15 protein-coding genes are annotated in these 17,475 nt (G+C 67.8%); 7 read left to right on the top strand and 8 right to left on the bottom strand.

Annotated features, from left to right (window positions below; genetic code table 11):
• Positions 1-12: 12 nt before the first annotated feature.
• The 5 genes from D7Y15_RS02855 to D7Y15_RS02835 all read left to right on the top strand — a co-directional run bounded on the left by D7Y15_RS02855 (position 13) and on the right by D7Y15_RS02835 (position 4,979).
• Positions 13-1,698, top strand: coding sequence for an ATP-binding protein (locus D7Y15_RS02855; protein WP_121751625.1), 1,686 nt, complete (start codon positions 13-15; stop codon positions 1,696-1,698).
• Positions 1,691-2,269 carry a hypothetical protein gene (locus D7Y15_RS02850; RefSeq protein WP_199745873.1) on the top strand — a complete coding sequence of 193 codons (579 nt, stop codon included), beginning with the start codon at positions 1,691-1,693 and terminating at the stop codon, positions 2,267-2,269. The genes D7Y15_RS02855 and D7Y15_RS02850 overlap by 8 nt, the downstream gene beginning before the upstream one ends.
• The gene (locus D7Y15_RS02845; protein ID WP_121751623.1) at positions 2,266-3,726 is read left to right on the top strand and encodes a protein kinase; all 1,461 of its coding nucleotides are present in this window, start codon (positions 2,266-2,268) and stop codon (positions 3,724-3,726) included. The genes D7Y15_RS02850 and D7Y15_RS02845 overlap by 4 nt, the downstream gene beginning before the upstream one ends.
• Positions 3,727-3,911: 185 nt before the next feature.
• On the top strand, positions 3,912-4,253 hold the full coding sequence (locus tag D7Y15_RS45530; protein ID WP_233604810.1) for a Tox-REase-5 domain-containing protein: 342 nt from the start codon (positions 3,912-3,914) through the stop codon (positions 4,251-4,253).
• 12 nt (positions 4,254-4,265) lie between these two features.
• Positions 4,266-4,979, top strand: a complete 714-nt coding sequence (locus D7Y15_RS02835) for an immunity 52 family protein (RefSeq protein ID WP_121751621.1) — start codon at positions 4,266-4,268, stop codon at positions 4,977-4,979.
• A gap of 112 nt (positions 4,980-5,091) precedes the next feature.
• On the opposite strand, the gene D7Y15_RS02830 is transcribed toward D7Y15_RS02835, so the two are convergent.
• Entirely contained in the window at positions 5,092-9,018 is a 3,927-nt protein-coding gene (locus D7Y15_RS02830) for a Dyp-type peroxidase (protein WP_121751620.1), read from the bottom strand.
• A gap of 571 nt (positions 9,019-9,589) precedes the next feature.
• Here D7Y15_RS02830 and D7Y15_RS02825 point away from each other — a divergent pair.
• Positions 9,590-10,132, top strand: a complete 543-nt coding sequence (locus tag D7Y15_RS02825; RefSeq protein ID WP_121751619.1) for a DUF2378 family protein — start codon at positions 9,590-9,592, stop codon at positions 10,130-10,132.
• A gap of 129 nt (positions 10,133-10,261) precedes the next feature.
• On the opposite strand, the gene D7Y15_RS02820 is transcribed toward D7Y15_RS02825, so the two are convergent.
• Both D7Y15_RS02820 and D7Y15_RS02815 read right to left on the bottom strand, forming a co-directional pair.
• Positions 10,262-10,957 carry a pirin family protein gene (locus D7Y15_RS02820; RefSeq protein WP_120594603.1) on the bottom strand — a complete coding sequence of 232 codons (696 nt, stop codon included), beginning with the start codon at positions 10,955-10,957 and terminating at the stop codon, positions 10,262-10,264.
• A 108-nt stretch (positions 10,958-11,065) separates the two neighbouring features.
• Entirely contained in the window at positions 11,066-11,971 is a 906-nt protein-coding gene (locus D7Y15_RS02815; RefSeq protein WP_121751618.1) for a LysR family transcriptional regulator, read from the bottom strand.
• A gap of 151 nt (positions 11,972-12,122) precedes the next feature.
• Between D7Y15_RS02815 and D7Y15_RS02810 the strand changes: the two genes are divergently transcribed.
• A complete protein-coding gene (locus D7Y15_RS02810) occupies positions 12,123-12,668 on the top strand; it encodes a YceI family protein (protein WP_121751617.1) in 546 nt (181 codons plus the stop codon).
• A gap of 12 nt (positions 12,669-12,680) precedes the next feature.
• On the opposite strand, the gene D7Y15_RS02805 is transcribed toward D7Y15_RS02810, so the two are convergent.
• From D7Y15_RS02805 to D7Y15_RS02785, 5 genes are all read right to left on the bottom strand, one after another.
• Entirely contained in the window at positions 12,681-13,610 is a 930-nt protein-coding gene (locus D7Y15_RS02805; RefSeq protein WP_121751616.1) for a DUF4382 domain-containing protein, read from the bottom strand.
• A 75-nt stretch (positions 13,611-13,685) separates the two neighbouring features.
• Positions 13,686-14,177, bottom strand: coding sequence for a hypothetical protein (locus D7Y15_RS02800; RefSeq protein WP_121751662.1), 492 nt, complete (start codon positions 14,175-14,177; stop codon positions 13,686-13,688).
• A 198-nt stretch (positions 14,178-14,375) separates the two neighbouring features.
• A complete protein-coding gene (locus D7Y15_RS02795) occupies positions 14,376-15,044 on the bottom strand; it encodes a carboxypeptidase-like regulatory domain-containing protein (protein WP_121751615.1) in 669 nt (222 codons plus the stop codon).
• A complete protein-coding gene (locus D7Y15_RS02790; RefSeq protein WP_121751614.1) occupies positions 15,044-16,690 on the bottom strand; it encodes a caspase family protein in 1,647 nt (548 codons plus the stop codon). The genes D7Y15_RS02795 and D7Y15_RS02790 overlap by 1 nt, the downstream gene beginning before the upstream one ends.
• Complete coding sequence (locus D7Y15_RS02785; RefSeq protein WP_121751613.1) at positions 16,687-17,472, bottom strand: hypothetical protein; 786 nt, start codon at positions 17,470-17,472, stop codon at positions 16,687-16,689. The genes D7Y15_RS02790 and D7Y15_RS02785 overlap by 4 nt, the downstream gene beginning before the upstream one ends.
• Positions 17,473-17,475: the final 3 nt, after the last annotated feature.

Genomic DNA, 17,475 nt, shown 5'->3' with positions numbered 1-17,475 from the left:
GGAGAACGATCGATGCCCTATCATGTCCTTGGCCGACTCGTCGGCAACACCGGCGACCCGACGAACCTTTCGATGGTTCTCAACTCGTCGTTCGCTGGCAGGCGCGGCGAGTTCGTGCGCGTACGGCACCGCGAGCAAGAGGGCGCAGCGCAGACCGACGTGCTTGCGCGCATCGTCAGCATCAGCCGCAGCAACGTCCTCTACAACTCTGGCCTGGGGCAGGCGGTGACCGAGCTCGAGCTGCTGCCCGGTGCGCACGTTACCGGCGAGCAGATCCTCGGCAAGCTCGAGGCCATTGGATACCGCGACCCCGAAGGTGGCGGCATCAAGATGCCGCGCCGGGCGCTCGATCCGGGCTCACCGGTTGAGCCGGTCGACTTCCAATTCTTAAGCGCGTTCTATGAATTTCAGGAGCACTCAAGCCTGCACATCGGCAACCTCGTTGGCTACGAGCGTGGCGCGTCGGCCGTTCCGGTGTACGTGGACGTGAACCGCCTCGTGACCGAGCACCTCGCGGTCCTCGCGATGACCGGCTCAGGCAAGTCGTACACGGTCGGCCGCATCATCGAGCGGCTCGTCGCCATTAATAACGGCACCGTCGTCGTCTTCGACCCGCATGGCGAGTACGGGCGCGCGCTGTCGGGTGGGCAGATGCGCTTCAACGATCGGCCCGATGAGCTGGACGACCAGCGCGATCGCGCGGCCCTTCCGGCCATCCGAGACGCTTTCACGAGGCTCCGCGAGGCGGGCGCTGGCATCACCGTGTACAGCCCGCAGAACCCGTCGTTCCGGCAGAAGTACGCCGGCGCGAACCAGGAGCTGGCGTTGCAGTTTGACCACTTCGAGATGGACGACCTGAGCGAGATCCTCCCAGGCCTCACCGAGCCGCAGCAGCGCGTGCTGGACGTCGCCATTCGCTATTGGATCGCCCACGAGCGCGCGACGCCGCGAGACATCAACCGGCTGCGCCACTACCTCGGCGACGGCATCGACGACGTGCGGCAGTGGGACGAGCTGAGCCAGGCCGAGGCGACGGCACTGAACGGTCGAAGCGCGGCGGTCGCGTCGATGAAACTCTCTCGCGTGCTTCAGGAGGCGCAGAGCTTCTATCACTCGGGCCTGCCTGCAGCGACCGACGTCTACGAGATGGTCGGTAGGCCGACCGATCGCCGTGGCCGTCTCGTCGTCGTCGACCTGCAGGGCCTCAGCGACACCGCGAAGCAAGTCATCACCGCGCTTATCTCGAGCGAGATTCTCCGCGCGGCATCGAGCAAGACCGACCGTATCCGCCCGTGCTTCCTCGTCTACGAGGAGGCGCACAACTTCGCCCCCGCGGGCGAGCCGGCCGTGAGCCACCGCATCATCAAGAAGATCGCCGGTGAGGGCCGCAAGTTCGGCGTGGGCTTCGCGGTCGTGAGCCAGCGTCCGTCGAAGCTCGACCCCGACGTGACCTCGCAGTGCAACACGCTGATCGCGATGCGCCTCAAGAACCCGGACGACCAGCGCTTCATCGCGAAGACCTCCGACATGGTGAGCGCGGCCGACCTCGACCAGCTGCCCGGGCTCTCGACCGGCGAGGCGCTCATCTGCGGGCGGTCGATCCCCGCGCCGCTCTTGGTGCGCGTCGGCACGAAGGCGCTGGTCCACGGCGGCGAGTCGCCCGAGGTACTCAACGTCTGGGGGAGATTCGGTGGCTGAGCGTATGGACATCGGGAGCCGACTCACGCTCGAAGTCGCGTCGTCCCATCTGCCGTTGTGGACCGAATGGGGCGTGCGCGACGTCGGCCACCTGATCCACAGCCTCGGCTGCACGCTCTTGACGGCTACCGGGCGTGACCTCGGCTTCGCGACGGTGTCCGAGGTGCCCGCGCCACGCCAAGGCGTCCTGGGGAACGTCGACCAGGATGTACGGTCTGACTCGGTGTGGTTTGATCGCTCGGCGCGCCATGTGGCACTCCTCGCTGAGTTCGAGCGCTACTCGGGCAAGCAGAAGGACCTCAGCCCGAAGGTCGAGACGCTCCTCCTCGCGCAGCACCGCTGGGAGTGCCCGAGCGCGACGCTGCTCTTGGCCTACTGGAGCGTGGGGCTGGTCACGCTGCCGGATCACGACGGGCTACGCAGCATCGTGCGAGGGGGCTTTCAGGCGACGGGAGGCGTGCGCGTCCCCGGCAATCCGAGCGCGCGGCTTCTCTTCTACCAGTTCGTTGTGCGTGCTGGGCAGGATGGCCTGCTCCGCCTCGAGAACATCCTTCGGCGAGGGGAATCATGACGACCAAGTTCTTCGTGCCACGAGCAGACCGGCGTCTCGGCGAGCGCTACGAGCTGGTCGAGTGCCTCGGCGACGGCTCGTACGGTTGGGTATGGCGCGCGCAACGCCTCTCCGACGGCGCCATCGTCGCTGTGAAGATTCCTAAGGCCCAGAGCAAGCGCAACGAGGAACTCGCCGAGGGCTCGCCGCTGGTTGGGCAGACTCCGCACCCATGCGTGATCGACGTCTACTGGATGGGCCGCGTCCAGCCGGAACGCGAATGGTACGCGATCGAGATGGAATACTTCCCCTCCATCACGCTAGCCCAACTGCTCGACAAGGGTGAAGAGGGCTTCGTCGCCAGCTACGACAAACTGCTCGGCGTCTTCGAGCAGGTGCTCGAAGGCTGCGCGCACCTGCACCGGGTGGGCATGTCGCACGGTGACATCAAGCCGCAGAACATCCTCGTCTCCGCCGACCGCGTGAAGTTGACCGACTTTGGCTCGAGCGTGCTGCCTGAGGACATGTATGCGCGAACCCGGGAGAACGGCGGCACCATCGTCTACTCCGCACCCGAGATCGTCGGGGCGACGATGTCGACGCGCGACAACAATGCCCGTTTCCTGAGCGACATCTACAGCCTCGGCGTGCTGCTCTACCACCTCGTGACGGCGCGGCTCCCGCACGACACCTTGAGCCAGGTCGCCCGGCATGTGCCGTTCCCCCGCGCCCGCGAGGTCAACTCGTCGGTCTCGCAGCCGCTCGACGAGTTCATCGACCGCTGCCTGAAGCTCGCGCCGGAAGAGCGATGGCCGAGCGTCGAGGCCATGCTCGACGCGTTTCGCGCCGTGCGACGTGCCCAGCTCCAGTTCACGCCCACCCGCACGTTAGCGGTGCCGCGCGCGCCACACGAGGACTGGTCGTCGCAGGCGGTGCGCCTCGTCGAGGCGGGCGACTACCGCGACGCGGAGCTGGTCGCACGCGCCGAGTTCGAGTCGACCCGCGACGCGCAGGCGTTCCTCCTCATGGTGCAAGCGTCGTATCGAGAGGGGCGCTACTTTGACTGCATCCGCGACCTTGAGGCCCGGCCGGATGTCGTCGACGCACCGACGCCTACCGGCGCCGAGCTTCGACGCCTCGCACTCTCGGCCTACCTCGAGGTACGCCAAGTGGATCGCGCCCGCGCGTTCGTGGAGCGGTGCTTGGCCGAGACACCCGACGCGCCCGATCTCCTCCTGAAGCACGCGTCGATCCTCGCGCTCGACGCCAAGTACGAGGCCTCTGCTGAGCAGTTGATGGCGCTCAACCGAAGACTGCCTGGAAAGCCGGCGATCCTCCGACGTCTCGTCGCCGTGTTCGAGCAGATGCGCGACACCGGCAAGGCGGCGGCCTTCTTGCGTGCGTACCAGAAAGCGATGCCCGACGACCCGTGGGCATCCTCGAAGGCCGAGCAGTTTCGGGCGCTTGGACTGGCATGAGCCAGCGGCCAATGGAGGGTGCGCTGGTATTCGAGCGCGTCACGGTGCCGGTGGGGCGCGCGGCGTCGGTGTTGAGTGGAGGGCCCGGGGCGGCCATCGTCCTTCAGCGGACCGGCGCGGCTTCGGGTCAGCCCTCGTCCCCAGGGGAGCAAGGCCCGGGGAGGTGGGAGAATGCCAGCGAAAGCATGAGCGAGGCATCGCGCAAGTACCAGGCCCAGGTCACCGAGGCGCCGGCAGGGAAGGTCTACAAGGTCCAAGAGGTAAAATTCGACGGCTTCAAGATGGGGGTGCTCCTTGAAACAAAGGGGCCGGGCTATGCCAGGTTTCTCAAGGATGGGAGTTTCAGAACCTGGTTCCGAGGCGCTGACGGAATGCTTGAGCAAGCAAAGAGACAATTCAAGGCGGCCAAGGGCACGCCGATCCATTGGCATTTCGCGGAGCGCGAAGTTGCTGACGCCGTGAGAGACTTGTTCAGGAATGAAGGGCTTGGCACAATCAAGGTCGTATTCACCCCGCCGTCTCCGTAGGCATCAGGTCAGATGAACGAGAAATATTACCTGGGGGCGTACTGGCCGGGTCGAGTTGAGCCAGTCGAGTCATACGCTCGACGCGCCGAAATCTTCTTCCGCCTCCTCGCGCCTGACGAACCTACGTTCAACCGATGGTTCGAGAAAGCCGGGTCTCGTGCTGATGCGCTCAGGCACCCATTCGTGCCGAATGAGGAGTCGCTTCTCAAGCTCTTCAAGAAGAAGTACCGGCACGACGAGGTTGGGGTTTCTTTCTCTGCATGGAATGGAGAGCCCGATGGTGCAAGCACTGGCGTCAGGCTTGCATGTGGCTCCACCTCGGAACTCTTGGGCGATCTTTGCGTGATGGACCTTCCGACAAGAGGTGAAGCCAGAGAGCGTGTCCTGACCGCTCCCGTCCTTTCACAGGCGCTTCGCGCAGCGGTTTTGGCTTGGGACCCTGAATGGGGTATCGCCACGTCTACGGCTCATCGAGACCGGGTGTCGGAGTTCGCGGTGCCGGGCACGTTCGTGGGCTGGGTCACGTACCTGTCTCGCCGTTTGGGTACAGTGCCTCCGCTGCCCTCTCCGGTGCATATCGAGTGGGTCGAGGACAAGGGGACGCTCATCGTCATGTGTCCTGCGCGATTCACGGTAAGCAACCCGGAGCACATCGCGCTCGCCGAGCAGGTGCAAGAGCAGTTGAACCGGGCGGGCCTGTTGAAGCCGATCCAGCCCCAAGGGTAGACGCAGGCGGGCCGAGTAGCGGCCGACTCGGCCCTCACCCCACGGCTTCGAGTTGTTTCAGGCCTGGTGCGAAGGAGGCGCCGCCGGACGGCGGCGCCCCACGGTCCGTAAGTCAGCGCTCCACGTCAGGCGTGCTGATCGGCCGGCGCTGGTGCTGTTCCTGGTGGCCCGGGAACATGGAGACGAAGAACTCCGACCAGCCGCCCATGCGCACCCGGAGCACGTCGTACTTCTCCGGGTCCTTCGACGCGTGCTCGAAGGTCTCCGGGTTGGCGCAGGTGACGGTCAGGATGTTCGAGCCCTGTCCCTGGGCGAACGCGTGCAGCACCCGCTCCAGTGCGCCCACCGGGAAGTCCTCGCGGATGTTGAAGTCCGTGGGTGCTCCGCTCGTGAAGCCCTCCGCTCCCGCGCCGGTGTAGCCGGACAGCGCTCGCACGAAGCCCTCCTCCTGATGATCCACCGGCTGATCCGCGATGCTCGGCGACGGGCTCAGGTCCGAGGCCAGCGTCTCCCCGAGCCGCCGTCCATCCGCGGAGGCGCCGCAGGTCGCGCCGAACTCCAAGTAGTTCTCGAAGGTGCCCGCGCCCGGTTGGATCTGGAACCCGCCGAACGGCTTCTCCGGCGTCCCGAACTTCTTCGCCAGGTCCACCATCTTCTGGGCGGTGGGCTCGGCGGGCTCCGTGAAGACGCGCACCACCGTCTCCGCCACGCGCTGGATGAAGGCGTTGGCGAAGCGATCCACCTCTTCGTCTCCGCGGCCGTAGCGGGGCTGGGCGAGCGCCACCTGGCGCAGGTCCCGGAAGCGCTGCGCCTTCGCCTCGATGCGCGCGGGGCCCGCGAAGGTGCTGATGACGGGCTCGTCCATCTTGTAGCCCCAGTCGCACAGCAGCGCCTCCACCAGCTCCGGCAGGGACGTCACCGCAGTGTCCTGCTCGAACACCATCTTCCGGATGGCGTACAGCGAGTTGATGACCGTGGAGAGGGCCGTGATGCACGGGGCCACCATGTTGTAGCGGGCACCACCCCCGTAGAGGTCCAACCCCTTGTCGATGCAGTCGTCCACGAACACCGACAGCAGCGGCGACGGGCACACGGCGCTCATGGATCCGAAGACGCCCACCATGCCGTCCGCCTGCTTCGCGTACATCCAGCTCAGGTGCTGGAAGAACAGGTCCTGGAGCTGCTCGAACGATTGGATGGCCGAGGGTGGAGGCGACGTGAAGGACACGCGCTGGCCCCGGAAGTACATGGGGCCCGCCGTGCTCCAGCTCTTGCCCTGGTTGAGCGCGGCCTCCAGCGGCGACAGGGCCGTCATGCCTCCCAGCGTGAACCAGTTCTGTCCCACGATCTGCGGCTCGTAGCAGCCGTCGCAGGCGTAGTCGCGCGCCGCCCGGAGCACCACCTCGCTGCTCCACGCGCTGCCGGCCTTCTGGGCCACCGGTGTGGCCGCGGTGGGCTGCGTGCCCTGGCCCACGCCGTCACCACTGTGCAGCATCCCGGGGATGATCTTCTCGTCGCTGAGGAGGATGGGGTGCGCGCCGCCGCTGAGGATCGCCAGCGCCGCCTCGTGCAGGTACTCGGGCGGGATGTCCTTGCGCACGCGCAATGACAGGCACGGCGCGTTGAGCGGCAGCCGCCGGGCCGCGCGCAGGCAGAGCAGGGTGACGCGGTTGTACGCGGGCCGCCCCTCTCCCGGCGTCTCGTCCGCGACCGTCCCGCCCACTGTCACCTGCTGGATCCACTGGTTGTTCGCGGCGCCCTGCGGGTAGTTGCCGCTCATCCCGCCCATGGCGAGGTTCCCGAAGGGCTGGTGGTCCTCCACGAACTGGCGGTTGAGCAGCACCTTCTCCCCCAGCTTCACCCAGAAGCAGTCGATGATCTCCTGCGCCTGTGCGTCGTCCAGCGCGCCCGCCGCCACGTCGCGCTCGTAGAAGGGGAAGAGCATCTGATCCAACCGGCCCACCGCCGTGGGCTCGCCAATCAGGTGCAGGCCCGCGTGCAGCGTGAAGAGCAGCTGGGCGGCCTCGAGCATCGTCTGGGGCCGCTCCGTGGCCAGCCGCTGCATCCGCTCCTGGATCTTCAGCAGGTTGTCGCGCTCGGCGTGCTGCCCCAGGGGCAGCTCCGCGGCCATCTTTCCCGCGAGCGCCGCGTAGGCCAGGCAGCTGTCGCGCACGCCCTCCAGGGACAGCACCACGCCCCGGTAGAACTGGCGCTTGCCTTCATCCTGGGTCGCGTCGTGCCGCGCCTGGACGTCCGCCATCAGCCCGCCCAGGCCCCGGTCCAGGGCGCGCTGGAAGCCCGGCACCAGGTGGCCCACGCCCGACGCGGAGCTCAGCCCCGCGAAGAAGTTACCCAGCTCCTCGTCCTTGCGCGCGTAATCAATGACATACCGCCCCTGACCGAGCCCCAGGTTGGGCAGGGCCCCGACGATGAGCTCCACCGGGTGGATTCGGTAGGTGTCCGCGCCGTTGTACCAGTTGCCCTGCGAGTCCTGACGGCGGCCCCGGAAGCCGTAGGCGTCGCTGGCGAAGACCTGTCCCAGGCTGACCTTGATGGCCCAGCCCATGCGCTCCACGACGGAAAGTCCCATCACTTCCCGAGCCTTCGCGGGGCCGTACTGGCGCGCCACGTAGGCGCACAGGTGCTCCAGCTCCTGCTGTGACCGGTTGACGTACCAGTTGTCCTGCCAGCGGGAGAAGGCGTCCGACAGCAATTGCAGCACCCGGTTGGACGGCGGCTGGTGCGTCCGGCGCTTGTCCCCGGACATCGTCGCCATCTGGAACAGGTAGTTCTTGTGGTTGTAATGCATGTACCCGTTCGACGAGGCCACGTCGAAGTGCCGGTCCAGCCGGCTCCAGTCCACGCCGGGGAAGCGCTTCCAGTCCTGCTGCTCCGCGCTCTGGAGCTTCACCGGCTCCAGCCCCAGGTCCGCCTGGCTGGGGATGTAATAGAAGCCTCCCAGGTTGGAGCGGACCTCGGAGAGCAGCCGATCCCGCATGAAGCCGCGCTGGTCGCCAATCTGCTGGTTCATGACGGTTTCGAGCGCGCGGACGCTCCGGGCGTAGCCCGCGAAGTAGATGCCCGCCTCGTCCCGGAGGCTGGCCCCCTTGGCGCGCAACTCCGTGTTGTGCACCGTGTTCGCCTGCCCGAAGGGCAATCCCAGCCGTAGCACCTGCAACGTGTTGCCCTGGGCGTCCTGCACGCGGGCGCTCTTGATGTGGCTGCGCTGGTCCTGGCTGGGGATGAGGATGTCCTCGGTGGTGCGCCCCACCAGGTCCTCCACCTGCTGGGGGCTCATGTCCAGCAGGTGCTCCCAGTTGATCTCGAAGCGCTGCGCGACCACGAAAGAGGCGCCCAGGTGCGCGGGATCCTCGAACCCGACCAGGGTCTGCTCCTGGATGGAGACCGGGTCGGACGGGTTGTTGAGGTTCTCCGAGAAGCGGCAGCCCAGCACCTTGCCGCCGCGCTTGTCGGGGCGCGTGGACTTGGTGGCCGCCTTCTGGTGGTCATGGGGCGCGGAGCGCACGCAGCGCGCCTGGTCCTGCAGCCGCGCGTGGATGAACTCGAAGACCGCGTCGCAGTGGGATTCCTCGTCGGACTTGATGTGGAACCACAGGTCACCCTGCGAGTCGACGAACGTCCCGTTCGAGCGGGAGAACACGTTGGAGCGCCAGGCCGGCGAGGACTCCTCCGGGAAGGCCAGCTTCATGCCTTCGGGAAGGTCGGTCCCGTCCTCGGCGCACCACTCCTGCCAGAGCCGGAAGCCCACTCCGACGATGGCCGTGGTGTTGGCGCTCCCGTAGTGGGTGTGGATCTCCTCGCGCACGTCCCGCATCAGCTTCTGGAGGAGCGCCCGGGTCAGCGGCTCGCCGGTCCCGTCTGGCGTGCGCCAGAACGTCGCGAACACAGCGTAGGGCGAAGGGTAGACCAGGCCTCGCTGGACCAGCGACCAGAGCTCATGGCTGAGCTGGTTTCCCTGCTGCGTGGACAACGACTTGGCGGAATGGTGCTCGGCTGCAAGGACTGACGGCGTGCGCATTCGGCGTCTCCAAGGCTGGGCGAATAGAAGGCCTGTCTGGCCATGGCCCCCGGGCGGGAGGGTCTATCAAACGCCGTCAATTCCTGTCACGGCCCGGCGGGTCGAAATTCGATGTCAGGGGAACCCGCTAGTCCTTTCGGGCCAAGGCGGTTCCCATTGACCCTGGGTGTGTCCACGAACACCAGGGGCCTCGCGGTCTCAGGTCCTCCCACGGAGCGCTGTCGGCGGCGACGTCAATCCATGGTGGTGCCTGATTGAATGCAGATGCCTGGGTGGTTTATGTGTGTCATTGTTGCCGGGCATGTTTGTTTTGTGTGTGTTGTTGGCGAGAACCATGAGCCGTACGGTTTCAGGGATGCTCAGGTGCCCCGGAGTGCGGAGGTCACCCGGACCCGCCGAGTCATTGAGGTCGAGCAATACACGATTAAGCATCAGAACCGGCGGTGAAACATCGGTGGGACGTCTCAGACCCGGGTCGTAGCCCCAGGGGGCTTCGGATTTGTCGGGGGGATGGGGTACGCTTCTTTGCGACACGGCGGAATGGGACCGCCGGGCTGGGCCGGGGTGTTTCGTGGAAGAAGAGATCGTCTATCGCCACACGGTGGAGGGGGTGTTCCGCTCCATCGGTGACCGGCTCACTCCGGAGCTCCGGACGAAGCTGAAGGACGTGGGCCTGGACCTGGACGCTCAGTCTCCGCACCACACCTCCCGGAAGATCTTCGCGGAGGCCATTCGCGTCACCGTCGAGCACCTGTATCCGCAGCTCGATGTGGGCGAGGGCTACCGGCGCCTGGGCGTCGGCATCATCCAGGGCATGGAGCAGACCGTGCTCGGCAAGTCGCTCGTGTCCATGTGGCCCATCTTCGGACCCGAGCGCGTCGTGGTGCGCATCCAGGAGAGCTTCTCCACCGTCAACAACTACATGAAGTCGGAGCTGCTCACCCAGGGCCCCGGGCACCACATCATCCGCGTCAACGAGTGCAACGGGAACCCGGGCTACCTGCGCGGTCTCATCGAAGCGGGATTGGCCAAGGCCGGCGCGAAGCACCTTCGCGTGGAGCCCTTCGACTTCGACGGCCACGCCTGCTCCTACCGCATCCGGTGGGGCGGCTGAGTCGATAACCCAGGGCGTCTCCTGGCGCCGGGCAATCCCAGAACAGCTACGCAGTTCCGGTGTTTGGGAAAGACAGGAAGGCCCCCGGATCCACTCAGGGATCCGGGGGCCTTCTTCGTGGCCGGCGCATCAGGCCAGGTCGAACAGCAGGGCCTCCAGCGGCTCGGAGGCGGTGAGCACGAGGCTCGACTCGTCGGACACGGCGACTCCGTCACCGGCCTTCAGGGCCACTCCGTTGAGCGTGCCCGTGCCCCTGGCGATCTGCACCCAGGCGTGACGCCCCTTGGGCAGCGTGTACTCCGCCTTCTCTCCCGGGCTCAGCAGCGTGCTGTTGAGCACCACGTCCTGGTGCACCGTGAGGCTGCCGTCTCGGGCGTCCGGGCTGGCCACCACGCGCCAGCGTCCCTGCCGGTCCTTCTCCGGGAAGAACTTCTGCTCATACTCCGGCTTCAGGCCCTTCTTCTCCGGGATGATCCAGATCTGCAGGAAGTGGACGTCCTCGTTGGAGCCGTTCATCTCGCTGTGCATCACGCCCGTGCCGGCCGTCATGCGCTGCACCTCTCCGGCGCGCAGGAGCCCCTGGCCTCCCGTGCTGTCACGGTGCGCGATGGCGCCGCTCAGCGGGTAGGTGATGATCTCCATGTCCCGGTGCGGGTGCGTGTCGAAGCCCTCGCCAGACTGCACGCGGTCCTCGTTGATGACGCGCAGGGAGCGGAAGCCCATGTTCTCGGGGTCGAAGTAGCTCGCGAACGAGAAGGTGTGATGCGAATCCAGCCAGCCGTGGTTGGCGTGACCGCGTGCTTCGGAAGGGCGAACGTTCATCATGGTGTGTGCTTCCTTTCGAGACACAACATGCGCTTCCGAAAGCCACCTGGCCAGACACGAACCTCGGGACACATCGTTCCATCCGCGGAACGAAACGCCGGCACTGTCTCAGCGCTTCGCCCGCTTGAAGGCTTCCTGGTTGTGGGGCCAGTGCTCGCGCAGCACCTCCACGAAGGCCATCACCTTGGGCACGTGGTGGCGCGTGGGCGGGTAGACGGCGTGCACCGGCGCGCCCGTGGAGCTCCAGTCCGGCAGCACGCGCTGGAGCCGCCCGGACGCCAGGTCCTCGATGCATTGCTGACCCGGGATGAGCGCCACCCCGGCGCCCAATGACGTCACCGCGCGCAGCATGTCCGGCTCGTTCACCACCAGCCGCCCGGAGACCTTCACTTCGACGGAGCGCCCGCCCGCGTGCAGCGTCCAGACGTTTCCCTGCACTGACTTGCCGAAGAAGAGGCAGTCGTGCTTCGCCAGGTCCGCTGGCGCCTTCGGTGCGCCCCGCGCCTGGAGATAGCCGGGCGAAGCCACCACGAGCCACTCGATGTCCCCCAGCCGCCGTGCCATCAACGACGAGTCCGGCAGCCGACCGGCGCGCACCGCCAGGTCGAAGCCCTCCTCCAACAGGTCCACCGCCCGGTCCGTGCAGAGCAGCTCCACCTGCACGTCCGGGTACTTCTCCATGAAGCGCGCCACCAGTGGCGCGAGGAAATGGACGGACAGGGGTGTTGTCACGCGCAGCAGGCCGTACGGCCCCGCTTGCAGGCGAGTCACCGCCAGCTCCGCGGCCTCCGCTTCCGCGACGATGCGCTCGCAGTGCGCGTAGTACGCGCGGCCTACCTCCGTCAGGTGCAGCGTGCGCGTGGTGCGCTGAAGCAGCTGCGCGCCCACTCGCTCCTCCAGCTCGGACACCTTGCGGCTCACGGTGGACTTGGGCATGCGCAGCGCCTTCGCCGCCGCCGTGAAGCTGCCCGCCTGGACCACCCGGGCGAAGATGAGGAGTTCGTTGAGGTCCATGGCCCATCCCTCGTGCAGGCGCAGGACTGTTCCAGCCGTGGAACAGTGCATCCTGTCCGTCCCGTCTAATCGGGAACGTGGGGGGCCGCTACCTTAGGCCTCGTTGAAACACACCGCCGCTGCCGCGGCGCTCACGACAAGGAAGACGACCATGGCCACCACGACCTGGAACATCGACACCACGCACACGGGCATCCACTTCAGCGTCCGCCACATGGTCGTCGCGAAGGTGCGCGGCAGCTTCACGAAGTTCGGCGGCACCCTCACCCTGGATGACGCGAACCCGGCGGCCTCGGCGGTCTCCGTCTCCATCGAGTCGGCGAGCATCAGCACCGGCGTCGACCAGCGCGACAACCACCTGCGCTCGCCGGACTTCTTCGACGTGGAGAAGTTCCCGGCCATCACCTTCCAGAGCACGAAGGTGGAGCCCTCCGGCAAGCACCTGAAGGTGACGGGTCAGCTCTCCATCCGCGGCATCAGCCGCGAGGTCGTCCTGGAGGCCGAGCAGCTGGGCATCGCCAAGGACCCGTGGGGCAACACCAAGGCCGCGTTCGAGGCGAAGACGACCATCAACCGCAGCGACTTCGGCCTGACGTGGAACCAGGCCCTGGAGGCGGGCGGCGTGCTGGTGGGCGAGAAGATTGAAATCGCCCTCGAGGTCCAGGCCGCCCAGGCGCAGGGCGAGAAGGCGGCCTGAACCCCGAAGTGACTACTCGACGTCGAAGGACGTCAGGACGAAGTGCACGTCGGACTCCGCGCCCGAGCTGACCGTCGCGGTCGCCGGGCGCGTGATGTCCGTGGTGAAGGACACGCCCGCGGGCGCCACCAGGTCCACCTGGTAGGTGCCGGGCAGCAGGTACTTGAAGTTCGCCACGTAGCGGGTGGCCGTGCTGGCGCTGAAGGACAGCGTCTCGCGGCTGCCGTCGGCGTTGATGAGCACCGCGGAGAAGCTGGCCAGCTGCGTGGGGCCTAGGGGCAGGGACACGCTGCCCGCCTCCAGCGTCACCTCCACGTTGCCGGAGAACTCCATGTCCGCGCCCTTGATGACGGGCCGCATGACCCACTTGCCGGAGTTGCCGGCCTCCTTGCCGAAGCTCTGCGCCACGTCGAAGTCCACCAGGATGACCTTCTGATCGTCATCGCTGGTGATGGTGACGTCCGCGTCCTTGTCGAACTTCACCTTGAGGCCGGAGCTGCTGGCGCTCGGCATGTGCAGGTCGCCGTCCACCTGGGCCCCTTCGGGCAGGCCCTCGTAGTTGGCGGAGGTGGCGAAGATGCGGCTGGTGCCGTCCTGCTTCACCTGGATGTAGCCGCCGGTGATGACGAAGCGCAGCTCCTTGTACGTGCCCGCCGGCACCTCCGCGTCCTTCACCAGGTCCGCGGTGTCATTGGCCAGCGTGAGCAGGTCGGTGGTGACGGGCTCGCTCAGGAGCACCACGTCTCCCTTGCCGTCTTCTCCTTCCACGCTGCCCTTCAAGTAGACCTTCGAGATGGTCACCACGGCCTTCTCGATGCCGTCGCCCGGGGCGTCGGTCAGCTTCAGGGTGACGTGGGCCTTGCCGCTGTCGCCGCAGGCAGCGAGGAACAGGAGCCCCGTGGTCATCAGCAGGGTGGAGGTCAGGTGTCGCAGGGTCTTCATTTGTAAGCCTTTGTTGGAGTCAGGGATGAATGCGGGAGGAGACCCTCCCGCGTCCGGACCGGCCACGGCGCTTGCTCAGCCGATGACGGGCCAGCATCCGCCTTCCTGGCACGACAGCGAATTGCAGCAGGTCTCGTCGCCCTCGGTGGAGCACTCGCCGCCTTCGGGGATGCACTGGGGACCGGCGTCGATGCCGCCACCCGAGCCGCCGTCCGTCGTGCCCGCGTCGGGCTCGCTGGTGCCACCGTCCGTGGGCGGTTCGTCGTCGCAGGCGCCCACCGTGTCGCCATGGCGCAGGTGCGCGGCCACCGCGGGCACGCCCACCGTGATGCTGTGCGCGTTGGCGGGGTTGCCGGGCGGAATGTGGCAGATGGTGATACCCGTGTTGCCTCCCGGCGCGGTGCCGCCGTCCGCGGCGGGCGCTTCTCCGGCGGCGCCGCCCAGGTTGTCATCGCCCGAGACGAGCGACGGATCCTCCGCCTCCGTGGGGCCTCCGCAGCCCAGGGACAGCATCGTCGCGCACAACACCATCCATGCCGCGGAAGAGCGAGCGGTCGGGATACGCATGGTCATCCTCCTGTGAAACGAGGCGGTGGGGGGCCGCTCGGGGAGCGGAGTGCCTCGTTGTCAGAAAGACCCGGAGAATCGCGGTGTGGCCACAACTCCAGACGGGCGGCGAAGTGCGAGGCACGCACGGTCTGGATATGTGTGGCTTTGCGGAAAGCTTGATTCACAGCGGACGACGCCGCGGCCTGGCGATGTCGTTCAATGGCTTTCGTCGGAGTTTTCGACGTCGCGGCCATCCATCGCGGCATGGCTGTCATCGGCACAGCCCGCGAATGCGCAGCGCTCCTCGCCCGAGGAGCCCTCGGGGATGAGTTCCACGTTCAGCACCGTCTGCTTGCCCTCGTCCACGCAGTCCTGGACGGACGTGGAGGCGAAGCCGGGCGCGGAGGCGCTCACGCCGTAACAACCTTCTGGCAGCGGCCCCAGACGGTGGGGTGACTTGTCGTCGAGCCCGGAGGCTTCGATGGGCGTGCCGTCCACGATGGCCTTCGCGTCCATCAGCTTCCGGTTGCCCCGGACATGGAACTTCACGAAGAAGGTGCCGGCGGTGCGCGGCGAGACGTCCGCAATGTCCACGGACTGGCCTCCCTGCACGGTGAGCGGCACTCGCGCGGCCAGTTCCCCGGTGGCCACGACGAAGAGCTCCGCCGGGCCCGCGGGCACGTCCTCCAGCGTGAAGCGGCCTTGCGTGTCCACGCCGCTGCGCACGCCGGGCGCGCCCACCACGGACACCAGCGCGACGGCGGGGTCGAACTCCGTGAGCCGGCCTCGCACGGTGCCCGCGCGGAAGGGCTCGTTGTCCAGGCTTCCGCACGCGCCCAGGAGGCCGAGCGACGACAGCGTCAGGAACAGGCATTGGCGGCGCATCAGAAGCGGTACCCCACGCCGGCGTTTCCGCCGATGAAGCCCACGGCCTGTCCCTGTCCGTCCACCACCACGTACGTCAGCATCCCGTGGCCCTGGGCGGTGAGCTCCAATCGCTCCCCCAGGCGCCACGCCAGTCCGCCCACCACACCGGGGCTGACGGTGAAGTAGCGCTGGCCTCCCGAATAGGCCTCCACGTCGAAAGACCTGCCCAGGTACAGCGCGGCCACACGTGGACCCGCGAACAGCGTCAATCGCTCCCATCGCCACAGGTACGGCACCGCCGCGCCCAGCGTGAGCGTGGTGTAGCCAAAGGGCACCTCGCTGCCGGGCGCCACCTGGAGCTTCTCGCGCCCGCGTCCCAGACCCATGTCCACCATCAGGCCCAGGTTCTGGAGCGGCAGGTCCTCCAGCCGCAGCACCACGCCCACCTGGGGCGCGGCGGGCAACAGCTCGCGCCGGCTCCTGCCGTCCGCGAAGGACATCATCCCGCCCACGAGCGACAACGCGCGGCGCGGGATGGCGTCCGACAGCAGTCGCTCCAGCGGCAGGCGCTCGCCTCGGGCCACGTCCACTTCGCGCCGCACGAGCACGGCGTCGCCCTTGGTGAGCTCCACCGTGCGCCGGCCCGGGCCTACCGCGGCGCCTCCTGGCAGTTCCAGGCGCGGCTCGCCGTCCACCTTGAGCAGGAAGCCGTCCAGGCGTGGGTTGTAGGAGAAGAGCTCCGGCTGGCCCGTGCGGTCGATGCGGCCGGCGAGGATGACCGGATCCGCGCCCACCTCCATGATTTCGGCGGACGGCCGCTGGCGGCCTTCCGTGAAGGCGAAGGTGCGGCGGCGCGAATAGTCGTGCGCCTCCGTGGCGGTGACTGCGCCGTCCGCGTTGCGGTCCGCTGCTCCGCCCAGGCCCTCGATGAGGAAGTACGTGTAGATGTCGTTGCGCAGGCCTTCGTCCTCGCGCGCTGTCTCGCCCCAGTCGCTGGCGGCGAACACCATCGAGGCCCGGGACGACTCCTCCAGGGGGCGCGCGTAGAAGCCGGACTTGATGCCCGCGAGCTCCACCTCCAACTCGTGGGGCAGCAGCGACTTGCCGCTGCCGCTGTGGCAGGTGGCCAGCACCAACAGCCGCCGCCGGCTGGGCAGCTGTTCGAACTCCGCCTTCAGCGCGTCCATGGAGAGCGCCGTCTGCGGGATGGCTCGGTAGGACGCGTCTCGTGTGACGAGGTATCGCGTGAGCTCGCCACGACCGTCGCGCGCGAGCGTGCCGTGCGCGGACAGGTACACCATCACCACGTCGTCGGGCCGGGTGGCTTCACGCCGCAGCTGGCGCAACGCCGCGAGGATGGCGTCGCGGGTCGTCTCCTCCGGGCGCGTGAGGACGCGCACCTGGTCGAAGTGGCCTCGCGCGGGATCCTTCAGCGCCGCCGCCAGGTCGCTGGCGTCCTTGGAAGAGAAGCGCAGGGCGCGCCACTGCGGATCATCGAAGGACGACACGCCCACGAGCAGCGCGAGCCGCCGGGGTGTGTACGCGCGCGACAGGTCCGCGGCGTCGAGCCGTAGCGGCACGAGCCCGCCCTTGTCTCCGGCCGTGGCGGACGGGCCCGCGCAGGCGCAGAGGAGGACGAGCAGCAGGGAGAACAGGCGCCTCACGGGGCCTGAGTCTGACCGGATTGGACCCGCACGTCGAACCTCACCACGGTTCCCGGGCGTGCATCCGGGCTTCCGTCCGCGGCGAGCGCGGCGAGTGCGTCCTGCTCCGTTGCGGGCTCACCGGGAGCGAAGGCCACCAGCGCCAGCGCCAGCCGGCCCTCGTCCGAATCGAGGCTCACGCCCGCGAGGCCGTCAGGCCCCTCCAGGTCGTGCGTTCCCGCCGCCAGGGGGAAGCGGCCAAGCAGCTCCGGCGCCTGCTGCTCCCGCTGCTGGTAGAGCAGCGCGGTGCCGGACTCCGTGGCGTGGTAGCGCAGGAGCAGCACCTCGTCGGTGGTGACGTCCGCGCCGGAGTCCAGCCGGCGCAGGGCTCCGTCGGTGCTCCGCGCGACCACGGCCAGCTCCAGCGAGATGCGGCCCGGGCCCTTCACACCGGTCCACCCGGTGGCACCTTGCGTGGGTCCCTTCACCAGCGGCACCAGCACCACCATCAGCACGGAGGCCGCGATCGCGCCGGCCATCCAGCCCAGGTACCGGCCTGGCGGCGGGGCGAAGCGGCGGGCGCGGGCCGGCGACCGCAGTGGGATGACTTCCGCTTCGGTCTTCCTCTCGGGCGCGAGCGCGAGGAGCAGCGCGTCCGCTTGCCCGTCGAGCGGATCCGCGTGTGTGGCGAGGAACGTCTCACAGACCTCGCAGGGCGAGGCCAGGTGCTCGCGGAACCAAGCGACGGCGGCGGGGTCGCGCCCGGCGAGTTCGGCCATCGCGGTGGCATCCAGGTGTCTCATCGC

It is taken from the genome of Corallococcus sp. AB030 (genome assembly GCF_003668965.1).
Classification (GTDB): Bacteria; Myxococcota; Myxococcia; order Myxococcales; family Myxococcaceae; genus Corallococcus; species Corallococcus exiguus.
This window is presented reverse-complemented; position numbering and strand designations above follow the sequence as displayed.